Annotated in this window: 7 protein-coding genes and 1 pseudogene; 4 read left to right on the top strand and 4 right to left on the bottom strand. The window is 73.6% G+C overall.

Going from position 1 to position 14,427, the window contains the following annotated elements:
- From ABZ818_RS17010 to ABZ818_RS16995, 4 genes and pseudogenes are all read right to left on the bottom strand, one after another.
- A pseudogene (locus tag ABZ818_RS17010) lies at positions 1 to 266 on the bottom strand (hypothetical protein); the annotation flags it as partial.
- 318 nt (positions 267 to 584) lie between these two features.
- The gene (prfB, locus tag ABZ818_RS17005) at positions 585 to 1,697 is read right to left on the bottom strand and encodes a peptide chain release factor 2 (RefSeq protein ID WP_361414979.1); all 1,113 of its coding nucleotides are present in this window, start codon (positions 1,695 to 1,697) and stop codon (positions 585 to 587) included.
- 839 nt (positions 1,698 to 2,536) lie between these two features.
- Positions 2,537 to 3,817 carry a serine/threonine-protein kinase gene (locus tag ABZ818_RS17000; protein WP_361414977.1) on the bottom strand — a complete coding sequence of 427 codons (1,281 nt, stop codon included), beginning with the start codon at positions 3,815 to 3,817 and terminating at the stop codon, positions 2,537 to 2,539.
- Between the two features lie 122 nt (positions 3,818 to 3,939).
- On the bottom strand, positions 3,940 to 5,592 hold the full coding sequence (locus tag ABZ818_RS16995; RefSeq protein ID WP_361414975.1) for a protein kinase: 1,653 nt from the start codon (positions 5,590 to 5,592) through the stop codon (positions 3,940 to 3,942).
- A gap of 504 nt (positions 5,593 to 6,096) precedes the next feature.
- On the opposite strand from ABZ818_RS16995, the gene ABZ818_RS16990 reads away from it, so the two are divergent.
- The 4 genes from ABZ818_RS16990 (at position 6,097) to ABZ818_RS16975 (ending at position 13,863) form a co-directional block, all read left to right on the top strand.
- On the top strand, positions 6,097 to 9,753 hold the full coding sequence (locus ABZ818_RS16990; RefSeq protein WP_361415143.1) for an FHA domain-containing protein: 3,657 nt from the start codon (positions 6,097 to 6,099) through the stop codon (positions 9,751 to 9,753).
- Between the two features lie 189 nt (positions 9,754 to 9,942).
- Positions 9,943 to 11,328 carry an extracellular solute-binding protein gene (locus ABZ818_RS16985; RefSeq protein WP_361414973.1) on the top strand — a complete coding sequence of 462 codons (1,386 nt, stop codon included), beginning with the start codon at positions 9,943 to 9,945 and terminating at the stop codon, positions 11,326 to 11,328.
- A 7-nt stretch (positions 11,329 to 11,335) separates the two neighbouring features.
- Entirely contained in the window at positions 11,336 to 12,679 is a 1,344-nt protein-coding gene (locus tag ABZ818_RS16980; RefSeq protein ID WP_361414971.1) for a sugar ABC transporter permease, read from the top strand.
- Positions 12,680 to 12,951: 272 nt separating this feature from the next.
- Positions 12,952 to 13,863: a carbohydrate ABC transporter permease gene (locus ABZ818_RS16975; RefSeq protein WP_361414969.1), complete on the top strand. Its 912-nt coding sequence runs from the start codon at positions 12,952 to 12,954 to the stop codon at positions 13,861 to 13,863.
- Positions 13,864 to 14,427 lie beyond the last annotated feature (564 nt).

The following is a 14,427-nucleotide window of genomic DNA, read 5'->3' as shown; positions in this document are numbered from 1 at the left end:
CCGGGGTTGCCGGGGTTCTCGCCACCCGGGTTCTCCGGTTCGCATTCCGGGCCAGTGCCGATGTCGCAGGGGTCGACCGGGTCCTCTACGCCCGGCTCGCCCTCGCCCAACAGCGACACGTTCGCCTTGACACTGGTGCCGCCGACGCCGGCGCTGACACCGAGGTCGAGGGCCGAGGCCGCGCCCGCGGCGGTCAGCGAGGCGCCGGCAGCGATCACGGCACCGGCCGCGATGCGCGCGACACGGACCCGCGTCTTCTTCGTCATATGGTTGCTACCCCCAGTAGCTGAATCGTCTTCGAGCGGCGCGCAGGGCCGTGATCAACGGGGGTAGTTGGCGCAGTGCAGATCCCCCCGGTTCACATGCGCCCCAGAAATGCGCAAGCCACGTTTTACCCTTCCCGCTTTTCGGGGGACCGTCAAGGTCGTTGCGGGCGCGATGTCCAACTGTGCGCTGTTTGCACGTAGTTGGAGTCTGTGAGCATGACGTAAAACCCGGACATCGGCCAACAGAAAAGGCAACTGCCGCTCGTACAGCGGCAGTTGCCTTGTCGACAAAGGGTCGAATTCTGAATTCCCAGGCGACTACTTGCCCTGGTCCTGCTGCTTGCGCCAGCGAATACCGGCCTCGAGGAACCCGTCGATCTCGCCGTTGAACACGGCCTCGGGGTTGCCGACCTCGTGCTCGGTGCGCAGGTCCTTGACCATCTGGTACGGGTGCAGGACGTAGGAGCGCATCTGGTTGCCCCAGGAGTTGCCGCCGTCGCCCTTGAGGGCGTCCATCTTGGCCTGCTCCTCCTGGCGGCGGCGCTCGAGCAGCTTCGCCTGGAGGACGTTCATGGCCGTGGCCTTGTTCTGGATCTGCGAGCGCTCGTTCTGGCAGGAGACCACGATGCCGGTCGGGATGTGCGTGAGGCGGACCGCGGAGTCCGTCGTGTTCACACCCTGGCCGCCGGGGCCGGAGGAGCGGTAGACGTCGACGCGCAGCTCGGACTCGTCGATGTCGATGTGGTCGGTCTGCTCGACGACGGGCAGGACCTCGACACCGGCGAAGGAGGTCTGCCGGCGCCCCTGGTTGTCGAAGGGCGAGATGCGCACCAGACGGTGGGTGCCCTGCTCGACGGAGAGGGTGCCGTAGGCGTAGGGCGTCTGCACGGCGAAGGTGGTCGACTTGATGCCGGCCTCTTCGGCGTACGACGTCTCGTAGATCTCGGTCTTGTAGCCGTGCTGCTCGGCCCAGCGCAGGTACATGCGCTGAAGCCGCTCGGCGAAGTCGGCGGCGTCGACACCGCCGGCCTCGGCCCGGATGTTCACGAGCGCCTCACGGGAGTCGTACTCACCGGAGAGCAGCGTCCGGACCTCCATCTCGTCCAGCGCCTTCTTGACCTCGGTGAGCTCGGCCTCGGCCTCGTCGCGGGTGTCCGGGTCGTCCTCGGCCTCGGCGAGCTCGAAGAGCACACCGAGATCGTCGATCCTGCCGCGCAGGGCCTCCGCCTTCCTGACCTCCGCCTGGAGGTGGGAGAGCCGGCTGGTGATCTTCTGCGCCTCGTCGGGGTTGTCCCACAGGGAGGGCACGGCCGCCTGCTCCTCGAGCACGGCGATGTCTGCCCTCATCTTGTCGAGGTCCAGAACGGCCTCGATCGACTCCATGGTCGAGGAGAGGGACTTCAGCTCTTCGGATACATCGACGACTGCCACGCATCCAGCGTAACGGCTCCGCCAAGCGACAAACGCCGCACACCCCCGCCTGCCCGGGCCACACCGGCCCCGCAGGGCCCACCACAACCGGACGCCCCGGCCTCCGGGGCCGTCACTGCCGGGCCACCTGCCCCTGGGGCCGCGCCGTGCGCACCCGCCCCCACGGCCCGCCACTGCCGGGCGCCCCCGGTCTCAAGGACCCACCGCGCCCGTGTGCACCTCCCTGGCCCGCCACCGCGAGGCATCCCCCGGCCCGCCACTGCCGGGCGCCCCGCCCTCCGGGGCCATCACTGCCGGGCCACCTGCCCCTGGGGCGACGCCGTGCGCACCCGCCCCCACGGCCCGCCACTGCCGGGCGCCCCCGGTCTCAAGGACCCACCGCGCCCGTGTGCACCCGTCACCGCGGGGCATCCCCCGGCCCGCCACTGCCGGGCGCCCCGCCGTCTCGGGCCCACCGATGCCAGGCGCACCGCCCCACGGCCCGTTGCTTCCGGGCGCCCCGTTCTCCACCGGTCACCATTGGCGGGCGCAGCGCCCCGCTCCCGCCACCGCCAGGCGCACCCAGCGAACCCTCCTGCCCCCCTCGCCACCCACCGAGACGGCCGGGTGGGTGGGAAACCGGGGGCGCTGGGGGCGAAGCCCCCGCCGGGGTCTGGGGCGGAGCCCCAGGGCCAGAACCCCTCCACCCACCGAGACGGGCGGGCGGGTGGGCAAAGCCGGGGCGCTGGCGCGGAGCCCCAGGGACGGGACCCCTCACCCCGCCGAGACGGGCGCCGGGGCGCAGCCCCGAACTCGAACCCGGGCCTGGGACGCAAGTCCCGAAAACCGCGACCAACGTGTCACGGAGACGCCGACTGCCCAGGCGCCCCCGGCGCCACATCCGCCCCGTCCCCCGACGACGCCCACCACACCCCCGCCCCGAGCACCCCCGCGACCACCACCCCCGCGACTCCCAGCGTCACCCGCCGCCGCCGCGCCGCGGCCCGGTGACGCGCGGCGGAACCGGGCCTCGGCGCCCCCGCCGCCCGCGGCACCCGCGCCGTCCCCCGCGCGCCCCCCGCCAGCTCGTCCGGCGCCGGGACCCGCATCGACGTGTGCGTGTCCCGGTTGGAGTCCGGCTTCGCCCCGGGCACCAACGGGACCGCTCCCCGCCGCCGTACCCGCTCCCCGGCCTCGCCCTCAGCCCCGGTCCCGGCCCCGGTCCCGGCCGGATCCGCCGACCGGTCGGACGACGCCTCCTCGCCCGCCTCCTGCGAAGACTCCGCCTCCGGCTCGTCCACATCCAGCGGCGGCATCCCCATGAGCATCGGCTGGAGCTCCCTGAGCCGGGCACCCAGCTCCGAGGCCCGCAGCCGCGACGCAGGCGCCTTGGCCAGGCACTGCACGATCAGCCGCCACAGTTCGTCCGGGATACCCGGCAGCGGCGCCACCGTCTCCGTGACGTGCCGGCGCAGCACCGCGCCCGGATGCCCGCCGCCGAACGGGGTGAAGCCCGCCAGCAGCTCGTACAGGACCGTGGCCAGCGCGTAGATGTCGACGGCGGCCCGCGGGGGCAGCCCCTCCACGATCTCCGGCGCGAGATAGTCCGGCGTACCGATGATCTTCGTCGCCCGGGTCCGCTTCGGCGAGTCGATGAGTTTGGCCACACCGAAGTCGGTCAGCAGCGCCGGGTGCGCGCCGCCGGGGCCGAGCGGCCCCTCCATGTCCAGCAGCACGTTCTCCGGCTTGACGTCCCGGTGCACCACCCCGGCCGCGTGCGCCGCGGCAAGCCCGTCCGCCACATCGGCCACGATCGCCACGGCCGCCTCGGGCGCCAGCCGCCGCTCCCGCTCCAGCCGGGTGCGCAGGTCCGTACCGCGGACGAGGTCCATGACGAGGGCCAGGTCGTTGCCGTCGACCACCAGGTCCCGTACGGAGACCACGTTCGGATGCTCCAGGCCCAGCAGCGCCGTCCGCTCCTGTACGAAGCGGCCCACGAGTTCCTGGTCGGACGCGAGGTCCTCGCGCAGCAGCTTGACGGCGACGGGGCCGTCGGGTCCTTCGCCGAGCCACACCGTGCCGGCGCTGCCCCGCCCCAGGATCTGGTTGGCGGTGTACCGGCTGCCGATCTTCCGTGCCAAGACTGCTCCTACAGACGCGTGTTGCCGACAAAGCTACGCGTCCGGCGAGCCAACCCTCACCACAGAGCCGGAATTCACCCCCCGGCTGTCGACAAATCCCCAGACCCGCGCCCGGGCCTGTCCTAATTGCCGTTCAGGTTCTTGACCCAGTCGCTCACCGTGCCGGCCCAGGAACCCAGTTGGTCCCAGTAGCCCCTGCCGGTCCCGATCCACTGCTGCAACGGGGTCAGGTCCCAGATGAGCCAGCCGGCCACCACCAGGATGATGATCGTGAACAGGCAGCCCTTGAGGCAGCCCAGACCGGGGATCTTCATCGGGTTCGCGCTGCGCTGCCGCGGCGGCCTCGGCTCGCGCACCGGCCGCCGGGGCTCCGGCTGGGCGGGCGGCGCGTACCGCTGGGGCTGGGGCGCGTACCGCTGCGGCTGTTGCTGCTGATAGCCGCGACCTGGCTGCGTCTGGGGGCGCTGCGGCTGCTGCTGCGGCCGGGCGACCTGCCGCTGGGGGCGGCGGCGCAGCGGGTCCTCGCTGGGGTCCAGGTACTGGACCTGTGTCTGCTCGTTGCGGTCGCGGGCGGCGCGCAACTGGTTCTGCCAGGGGTGCGGCTGATCGGGCTGCTGGTCCCCGTACGGCCCGCCGGGGCCGTTCATGTCGCCCGGCGCCCCCTGCGGCATCGGCGGCATCACGCGCGTGGAGTCGCCGCCGTGAGCGGGCAGCGCGGTGGTCGGATCGGCCGCGCCGGCTGGGCCACCCGTGTGCGGCAGGAAGCTGGTCGCCGCGTTCGGGTCGTACGAGGCCGCGCCCTGCGGCAGCACCTGCGTGGGGTCGGCGGCGCCGGACACGTCGGGAGCGGGCACGCTCGCGGGCGCCGGGTCGGGCGCCAGCAGCGCCCCCACGGCCTCCGCGGCGGCGATCTGCGCGGCGCCTGCATGCACGCCCACGCCGTCGGCGACGACGCGCAGCCCCTGGGCGAGGTTCTCGGCGCTGGGCCGTTCGTCGGGGTTCTTGCGCAGGCAGCGTTCGATGACCGTCCACAGCGGGTCGGGAATGGTGGACGGGCGGCGCGGTTCGGCGCTCAGGTGCTGGTGCAGGACCTCCAGCGCCGATCCGCCGGAGAACGGCGGACGGCCGGTGACCAGCTCGTACAGCAGGATTCCGGCGCCGTAGACGTCGACCGCGGAGTTCTGCGGCCGGCCCTCGGCGGACTCGGGCGCGACGTACGCGGGCGTGCCGACGAACTCGTGGGTACGGGTGAGTCCGGGCGAATCGGCCAAACGGGCGATGCCGAAGTCGGTCAGCATCGGGTGCATCTGTCCGCCGTCCTGCCTCAGCAGGACGTTCGCCGGCTTCAGGTCGCGGTGTACGACCCCGTCGGCGTGGCTCGCGGCGAGCGCGTCGGCGATCTGAGCGGTGAGCAGCGCGGCGGCCACGGGCGTGAAGGGGCCGTTCTCGCGCAGGTAGCGGTGCAGGTCGGGGCCGTCGACGAGGTCCATGACCAGCGCCAGCAGATCACCCTCGACCACCAGGTCGCGCACCCGCACGATGTTCGGGTGGGTCAGCCGGAGCAGGACGGACCGCTCCCGCAGGAACCGCATCACGATGTCGGAGTCGTTCGCCAGCTCCTCCTTGAGGACCTTGATGGCGACGGTCTCACCGGGCTGCCCGGGCACGGCTGCCTCCGCGCCCGCCGCCTCCCTCTGGCGGGCTCGCCAGACGGTCCCGGTGGCACCGCGTCCGAGCGGCTCCTCCAGGAGGTACTTGCTGCCTACCGGCCGCACGTCATGCGCTCCCTGCTGCTTGCTTGCCTGAACCCGCGCTTCTGGGGCGTCCCGCGGGTGCTGCGACCCGCCGCGCGGGTGTTCCGACCCACTTTAGTGCCGCCCTCCGCGGTTGCCGGGCGGTCGAGCTGCCGCGCCCGTGCCGCCGTCCGCGCCGCACCGGCTCCTTCCACGGCGACGTACGCACGGGGCCCCGTACATGTTCGATGGAAAGACGCTCGGCTCGGGTCGGTTGGTTGCCCGGTACGGACGTGAACGATCCCAAGTAGGCATCGAGCGGACATTCGCCGGGCATAGGCCGGGAACTTTTGCGGGCAGAGCCGACCAATCAAGATCACTTGCCGGTGGGCGGCGGGCGCGGTGTCAGTGGTAGGTGCGAGGATGCCTCCAGAACTGGCCGACGTGCTCGTGCGGTGGTGGGGGAAAGTCCGCGGTGGGGGACCGCGGGGCGGTTTCGCCCCACGCCGGTCGCGGGCGCCCGCGCAGAAGGGACCGCTGACGGCGATGCAGATCCGGCTGACCGTCGTAGATCCGCTGGGCCCGCCCTCCCCCACGGTCTCGGCCTCGCAGGAACGGGGCGGCCACCCACCGGCGCGAAGCCGCGCCGCGAGCTGCGACGTGCTGGTCACGGCGCCCGCCGGCACCGCACTGGCCGCCGTGGCGGCGGCGCTGGCCGCGGCGGTCTCCGGCGAGGGGGCGTCGGCGTCGGAGCGGGGCGGCCGGGAGCGGGGCGCGTCCGGCGGCCGGGAGCCGGGCGCGGGCCCCGTGGTGCTGTACGCGGGCGCGGAGCGGCTGGACGCCCAGCGCTGCACGCTCGGCGAGCCCCCGCTGCTCGACGGCGCGGTGCTGTCCCTGGGCGCCCCCGCCGACCTCGAGCCCCATCCCGAGCTCGACGACGCCCCGACCCAGCTGCACGTGGTCGCGGGGCCGGACGCGGGCGGGGTGCACCTGCTGCACGGCGGGCAGATCACGGTGGGCCGTTCCGCTGACGCCGACGTGCCGCTGGACGACCCCGACGTCTCGCGCGTGCACTGCGCGGTGACGGTGGCCCCCGACGGCGGCGTCTCGGTCGCCGACCTGGGCTCCACCAACGGCACGGTGCTGGGCGGCAGGCCCGTCGGGTCCCGCCCGGTCCGTTTCGCGCCGGGGGCGCTGCTGCGCATCGGCGAGTCGGCCCTGCGCCTGACACCGGCCGCGAGACCGGACGCCCGCGTACGGACGACACCCGACGGGGAGGGCCATGTACGGCTCCCCTCCGAGAGCGCGCCCGCACCGGACGCCATCACCGCACACGAGCGCGTACGGGACGGCGTGGGCGACGGCGACGGCAGCGGTGCGCACGGGGCGGCCACGCGCGAGTACGGCGATGCCACCGGCCCGACCGTGACCCACCGGGGAACATTCGCACCACACCCGCCGGGAACCGTCGAGCCCCCCGCGGCCCCCCCGCAGGCCGGCGCGCCCCGGATCGAGAGCGGCGAAGGCGCTCACAGCGCGCAGGCGCAGCCGTCCGTGCCGTTCGCCATCACGGCCGACGGCGGCACCGGCGTGCCGCAGGTCCTGCGCCGGCGCGGCGGGCTGGGTGCGTGGGCGCGACGGCTGACCGGCGGGCGCGGCGAGCAGGCGGCCGACCGGCAGGGGACGTACGACGGCACGGCGGCGGGCGTGCGCGCGCAGGACGCGCCCGCGTGGTGCAGGGCGCCGCAGCAGCCGGAGACCTGGCCGGACCCGGCGGCACTGCTCCTCGCGGCCCTGGGCCCGGGACCGCGGCTGTGGGAGCGCGGGCCGGGGCACCCGGAGGCGCTCACCATACGGCTCGGCACGGCCGACCGGCAGTCCCCCGACGGCTCGGGGCTGCTGCCCGCGGTCCCGGTCACCGCCGATCTGCGCGAGGTGGGAGGGCTGGGCCTGGCCGGACCACGCGCCCGCCTGTCGGGACTGGCCCGCGCGGTGCTCGCCCAGCTCGCCGCGGCGCACTCCCCGGACATGCTGGAGATCGTGCTGCTCAGCGCCGACTCCGCCCGCCCTGTGGAGGAGCGGACCGCCGAGTGGTCCTGGCTCGGCTGGCTGCCGCACGTCCGCCCGGCCCACGGCCAGGACTGCCGTCTCCTGCTCGCCTACGACCGGGAGCAGGCCGCGGCCCGCACGGACGAACTCCTCCGGCGCGTCCAGGACCACATCGCGAGCCACCCGAGCGGTGACCCCGCTTCCGGGACGGGCCCCACGGCCGGCGACCACCGGGCGCAGGACGCGCGCGTCGGGGCCCGGCGGCCCTCCTGGGCGCGGGACGACGATCCGGCGGACGAGCGGGGCTTCGCGGGCCCGTACACGGTGGTGGTCGTGGACGGCGACCCGGGCAGCGCGGGGGCGCGCGAGGCGGTGGCACGCCTGGCGCACGAGGGTCCCCGGGCCGGGATACACCTGATGTGCCTCGCCGAGACGACGCCCGCCTCGCCCGCGTCCCCGGTGACGGACACCTACGAGGCGGCGTGCGCGGTGTCGCCGGCGTTCGGGGAGTGCGGAGCCGTCGCCCTGCTCAGCGGCGACGTGGCGACGGCGCTGCGGCTGATGCGCGTCGCGGGACATCCGGCCGCGGCCCATCCGGACGGCGGAGCCGAGCGGATCCGGCGGCACCCGGACGCCCCCCTCCGCGCACCGCACGCCGAGGCACCCGCCGGGACCCCGGCGGCACGAGCCCCGCACCGCACCCCCATACCCCCCGGCACCGTCGCCGTCGTCGACGCGGTGTCCCCCGCCTGGGCCGAGCGGTTCGCGCGGGCCCTGGCGCCCTTGCGGACGGACGGGCCCGGAGTGGACCGGCCGGCCCGGGTGTCGGCGCCGCTGCCCCTGTCGGCGCGGTTGCTGGACGAACTGGGGCTGGCCCGGGCCACCCCGGCCTCGCTCCAGGCCCGCTGGGCGGACGCGGCCGACGACACGGCGGCCCTGGGCGGTCGCGCCTGGGCGATACTGGGCGCCGGTCCGCGCGGACCGGTCTGCGCCGACCTCGTGGCCGAGGGACCGCATCTGCTGATCGAGGGACCGGCGGGCAGCGGCCGTACGGAACTGCTGCGATCCGTCGTCGCCTCGCTCGCCGCCGCCGAGCGGCCCGACCGCCTCGGCATCGTGCTGGTGGACGGCCGGGACGGCACCGGCGCGGCCGGCGGGCACGGCGACGGTCTGCGGGTCTGCACGGACGTGCCGCACGTCACCACCCACCTCACCGCCAACGACCCCGTCCGCATGCGGGAGTTCGCCCAGTCGCTGAGCGCCGAGCTGAAACGCCGGGCCGAACTGGTGGGGCTGACGGACTTCACCGAGTGGCACACCGGACGCGAGGTCTCCGGCCGCATCGTCTCCCAACGCACACCGCCGCCGCACGGCACGCCCGGCCCGACCCCGACCTACGCGGCCTCGAACGGCGCGGGCACGGCCCACACGGCCCCGACCGGCGCAAGGACGACCGGCGCGGGCACGCCCGGCCCGGACTCGGCCCGCACCGCCCAGCGCACGGTTACCACCCACGGCGCGTTCGCCCCGGGGCACACCGGAGCGGGCGCCGCCGGTGACGCGGGGGACCTCGACAGCCCGCCCAGTTCGACGATGCGGCTGCGGCCCGCCGCCGCCCGCAGGCAGGCGGAGGCCGCGCCGCCGCTGCCCCGCCTGGTGGTGGTCGTCGACGACCTGGACGCCCTGGTCTCGCCCTCGCTCGGGTCGCCCGGCCGGCCCTCGGCCGGGTCGGTGATCCGCGCGCTGGAGGCGGTGGCCCGGGAGGGCGAGCGGCTCGGCGTCCACCTGGTGGCGGCCACCACGCCCGGCGGCCGTACGGCGCAGACCGAACCGGCGCGCCGGGCCGCGCTGCGGGTCACGCTGGACGCACCGGCCCCGGGACCGGACGAGCCGGTGCCCGGACGCGGCCGGCTGGCCTGCGCGGACGGCCGGGTGACGGCGTTCCAGGGCGGCCGCGTCACGGGCCGTATCCCGCGCACCGCGACCCAGCGCCCCACGGTCGTCCCCCTGGAATGGCACCGCATGGGCGACCCGCCCACCCGGCGCTCGGTACGGGAGTTGGGCAACGGGCCGACGGATCTCGCCCTGTTGGCAAGCGCGTTGGAGCGCGCGGCGCGGTCGGTGTCGGCGGCCCACGTTCCCTCGTTGCTGTAATCAGCCTCCGCCGCCGTTGCCGCAATCAGCCCCCGCCACCGTGATCAGGATCTGACCCGGAGTCACGACGTGGTCACGATCGCCCGGTTGACACCGTGGGCGCTCTTGCCGACTCCCGGACCCCGGCGTACACCAGAGCCCACGGGACAGCGCTCGGACGTTCGACGAGGAACGGAGAACGGGGCAGTCATGCGCAGCACGAGCAGCACCATCCTCAGCCACAGGGCAGCCAGGACCGCGGCGGCCGTCGCCGCGGGAGCACTGGCCCTCTCCCTCACCGCATGCGGCGGAAGCGACGACAAGAAGAGCGGCGACGACCAGAGCAGGGGCACGAAGCCCGGCGGCGTCCTCACCCTCCCCAAGCTGGACGGCGCGACGCTGGAGGTCGCCGCCGTCTGGACCGGCGGCGAGCAGAAGAACTTCAAGCAGGTCCTCGCCGAGTTCGAGAAACGCACCGGCGCCAAGGTCACCTTCGTCCCCGCCCAGGACCCGATCATCAACTTCCTCGGCTCCAAGATCGCGGGCGGCCAGCCGCCGGACGTGGCGCTGCTCCCGCAGCCCGGCGCCATCAAGCAGGCCGTGGACAAGAAGTGGGCCAAGCCGCTGGGCCCGGAGGCCCAGGCGCAGCTCGCCAAGAACTACTCGCAGGGCTGGCAGGACATCGGCAAGGTCGGCGGCACGCAGTACGGCGCCTACTACAAGGCCGCCAACAAGTCGCTGATCTGGTACAACGCCAAGGTCTTCGAGAACGCGGGCGCGAGCGAGCCCAAGACCTGGAAGGACCTGCTGAGCACCGCGCAGCAGGTCTACGACTCCGGGGTCACCCCGTTCTCCGTGGGCGGCGCCGACGGCTGGACCCTCACCGACTGGTTCGAGAACGTCTACCTCTCCCAGGCGGGCCCGGAGAAGTACGACCAGCTCGCCCAGCACAAGATCAAGTGGACGGACCCGTCCGTCAAGGACGCGCTCACCACGCTCGCCCAGATCTGGTCCAAGAAGGACTACATCGCGGGCGGCCCGAAGGGCGCGCTGCAGACCGAGTTCCCGGCCTCGGTGACCCAGACGTTCACCGGCGGCGACCAGCCGAAGGCCGGCATGGTCTACGAGGGCGACTTCGCCCAGGTCAACATCGGCGAGACCAAGGCCGTGGTGGGCACGGACGCGAAGGTGTTCCCGTTCCCGGCCGTGGGCTCCACCCCGCCGGTGGTCTCCGGCGGCGACGCGGCCGTGATCCTGAAGGACTCCAAGGCGGCCCAGGCCCTGGTCACCTTCCTGGCCTCGTCGGACGCGGCGACCATCCAGGCGAAGCTCGGCGGCTACCTGTCACCCAACAAGAACGTGCCGGACTCCGCGTATCCGAACGAGGTCCAGCAGAAGATCGCGAAGGCGCTGATCGACTCGGGCGACGACTTCCGCTTCGACATGTCCGACCAGGCCCCGCAGGCCTTCGGCGGCACGCCCGGCAAGGGCGAGTGGAAGGAACTCCAGGACTTCCTGAAGAACCCCTCGGACGTCGCGGGCACCCAGGCGAGGCTGGAGAAGGACGCGGCGGCGGCGTACGGCGGCGGGAGCTGATCCGGCGATGACGCCGGCCACGGCGGCGGGAGCCTCAGCGGGCCCCGCCGCGCCCCGTCGTCGCAGGAGCGTGACCGGCACCCGCAGGACCGTGGCGGCCCTGTTCCTGCTGCCCTCCCTGGTGCTGCTCGGCGCGCTCGTGGTCTACCCCATCGGGTACTCGGTCGTCCGCAGCTTCTACAACGCCTCCGGCGACGGCTTCGCCGGGTTCGACAACTACAAGGCCCTGTTCACCGACGACGGCATCCGCACCGCGCTGAAGAACAACATCATCTGGGTGGTGTTCGCGCCGACCGTCGCCACCGCGCTCGGTCTGGTCTTCGCGGTGCTGACCGAACGGGTGCGCTGGGGAACGGCGTTCAAGCTGGTCGTCTTCATGCCGATGGCGATCTCCATGCTGGCGGCCGGGATCATCTTCCGGCTGGTGTACGACCAGGACCCGGACCGGGGCGTCGCCAACGCGGTGTGGGTGGGGGTGCACGACACCTTCGCGCAGTCCTCGGCGTTCCCGAAGGCCCACCCGGGCCGCGACTCGCCGCTGAAGCCGGACCAGGGCGGCTTCATCACCTCGGCCACGGTCCGCACCGGCGAGTCGGTGGCCCTCCCCCTCGTCGGCGTCGCCCCCGACCAGATGCCGAAGAGCGCGAAACGGGCCGTGCGGGCCGAGCCGCAGCCGGGAAGGATCACCGGCACCGCCTGGCAGGACTTCACACGCGGCAAGGGCGTCGGGAAGCTCGGCGCGGTCGACCCGTCGGAGTTCGGCTATGCCGGGATGCGGATCGAGGCGGTCAAGGACGGCAAGGTGGTCGCGTCGGCGACGGCAGCCGACGACGGCACGTTCACGCTGCCCGCGCAGGCGGACGGCGCTCGACTCCGGCTCCCGGCGAGCAACTTCAAGGCGCCGTACAACGGCGTGGACTGGCTGGGCCCGTCGCTGGTGACTCCGGCCATCATCGGGGCGTACGTGTGGATGTGGGCCGGGTTCGCGATGGTGCTGATCGCCGCCGGGCTCGCGGGTGTGCCCAGGGAACTGCTGGAGGCGGCCCGGGTCGACGGCGCCAACGAGTGGCAGGTGTTCCGCCGGGTCACCGTGCCGCTGCTGGCACCCGTGCTCGCGGTCGTCGCGGTCACCCTGATGATCAACGTGCTGAAGATCTTCGACCTGGTCTTCATCATCGCCCCGGGCTCCTCCCAGGACGACGCCAACGTCCTGGCCCTGGAGCTGTACCGCAAGGGCTTCTCGGAGGGACAACCCGGCATCGCCAGCGCCATCGCGGTGTTCCTCCTGCTCCTGGTCATCCCGGTGATGCTCTTCAATATGCGCAGGCTGCGGCGGGAGGTGCGGCGATGACGACGCGTCCGGCTGTCTGCCGGGGGTCCGGGGGTCGCCCCCCGGATGAACACAGCAATATGCGCAGGCTGCGGCGGGAGGTGCGGCGATGACGACGCGTCCGGCTGTCTGCCGGGGGTCCGGGGGCCGCCCCCCGGATGAACACAGCAACATGCGCAGGCTGCGGCGGGAGGTGCGGCGATGACGGCGCGTCCGGCTGTCTGCCGGGGGTCCGGGGGTCGCCCCCCGGATGAACACGGCAACATGCGCAGGCTGCGGCGGGAGGTGCGGCGATGACGGCGCAGACCGGGAGTCCGACGAAGGCGGCGCCCGTTCCCGAGGCCGTGAAGGCGAAGCCGTCCCTGGGGTCGCGGCTGGCGGAGGCCGTGAGCGGTGGCGCGCTGAGGGTCTTCCTGATCGTGGTGGGCCTGTTCTGGCTGGTCCCGACGATCGGCCTGCTGCTGTCGTCGCTGCGCGCACCGGAGGACATGAGCGCGAGCGGCTGGTGGACCGTCTTCAGCAAGCCCGCGCAGCTCACCTTCGGCAGTTATCAAAAACTGCTGGAGAACGGCGACATCACCGACTCCCTGGTGAACACGGTCCTGATCACCGTGCCGGCGACGGTCCTGGTGGTCCTGGTCGGCTCGCTGGCGGGCTACGCCTTCGCCTGGATGGAGTTCCCCGGCCGGGACTGGTGGTTCCTGGCCGTGGTCGGCCTGCTGGTCGTGCCGGTGCAGGTCGCGCTCATCCCGATCGCCGAACTGTTCGGCAACATCGGCCTGTTCGGCACGATCTTCGGGGTGATCCTGTTCCACACGGGCTTCGGCCTGCCGTTCGCGGTGTTCCTGCTGCGGAACTTCTTCGCGGAGATCCCCCGCGAACTGCTGGAGGCGGCCCGCCTCGACGGCGCCGGCGAACTGCGGCTGTTCGCCCGCGTGGTGATGCCGCTGGGCGGGCCCGCGATCGCGAGCCTGGGCATCTTCCAGTTCCTGTGGGTGTGGAACGACATGCTGGTCGCGCTGGTGTTCACCAAGTCCGGTACGCAGCCGATCACGGTCGCCCTCCAGACGCAGGTACGCCAGTTCGGCAACAACATCGACGTCCTGGCTCCCGGGGCGTTCATCTCCATGGTGATCCCGCTGGCCGTGTTCTTCGCCTTCCAGCGGCAGTTCGTCTCGGGCGTGATGGCGGGAGCGGTCAAGTAATCGCACGGGACGTGCGGTTCGGGGGGCCCGGCACCGGCCGGCCCCGAGCCGCCGGCCCGCCGTCCCCCGGATGCTCCAGCGGGCCGTGACCGACTCGCTCCACCGGCCGTTCCCGGGCAGAACGCCCACGTCGGCCCTTGGATGCCATGCCCGCCTTGCCCAGGTTCAGTGTCACCGTCCCCGCGCACCGGGTCCCGGCGTACCCGCGCGCGTTCCTGGAGGCGTGCCGGCGCCGTTGCCGCGCCCTCGGCCTCCGGCCGGCGCTGCGCACCGGACTGCGGCACGCCCTGGTGCGGCTGGCCCCGCACCGCGCGATCCGGGTGCTGCTGCTGATCACGGCCCTGTGCCGCCGGGCGGTCGAGCGGGCCGTCAAGCCGCTGCGCGTACTGCGGACCGCCGTGCTGCGCGCCCGGTCGCGCACGGCATGGCCGAGCCGGTCGACGTCTCCCCGTGCCGTCCGGTGTCGTCGCAGGTCACGACCCCGGGCCGAAGCCCGCTCGCAACCCTGCCGCAACCCGCAGGCCCACAGACCGTCACCCCGAGCCTTTAAACACCGTTTGCTCT

The sequence above is a fragment of the Streptomyces sp. NPDC047453 genome, assembly GCF_040643155.1.
Lineage (GTDB): Bacteria > Actinomycetota > Actinomycetes > Streptomycetales > Streptomycetaceae > Streptomyces.
The sequence above is the reverse complement of the archived record's forward strand: the minus strand, read 5'-3'. Positions and strand labels throughout refer to the sequence as shown.